Source organism: Falsiroseomonas sp. RANM36 (assembly GCF_056682175.1).
On sequence record NZ_JBWXTD010000002.1, the window covers coordinates 189649 to 189963 of the forward strand.

The window sequence follows — 315 nt, forward strand, 5'->3', positions numbered from 1 at the left end:
CCCCCGCGCCCCGCCGCGCGGGGGGGGGGGGGGGGGGGGGCCGGGGACCCGGGGGGCGCCCGGGCGGGGCGGGGCGGGCGCGGCCGGGCGCCGGCCGATGGGCTCGCCTTCCGCGACGCCGGCGGCGATTCCCTGGGCTTCCTGGTGCTGGCGCTGGAGCTGGAGCGCGCGACCGGCCACGGCGCGGTGCTGAGCGTGCTGCATGAGGGCATGACCGCGGCCGCGATGTCGGCCGCGGGGGGCCCCCCCCCGCCGGGGGGGGGGGGGGGGGGGGGGGGGGGGGGGGGGCGCCCGGGCGGGGCGCGCCCCGCCCCC

At 88.6% G+C, this 315-nt stretch carries 1 protein-coding gene; it reads left to right on the forward strand.

Translation table 11 applies throughout. From position 1 onward, the window contains the following. The coding region (locus tag AC1MIR_RS01780) for a hypothetical protein (RefSeq protein ID WP_480026472.1) at nucleotides 1-315 on the forward strand (315 nt) is incomplete at both ends.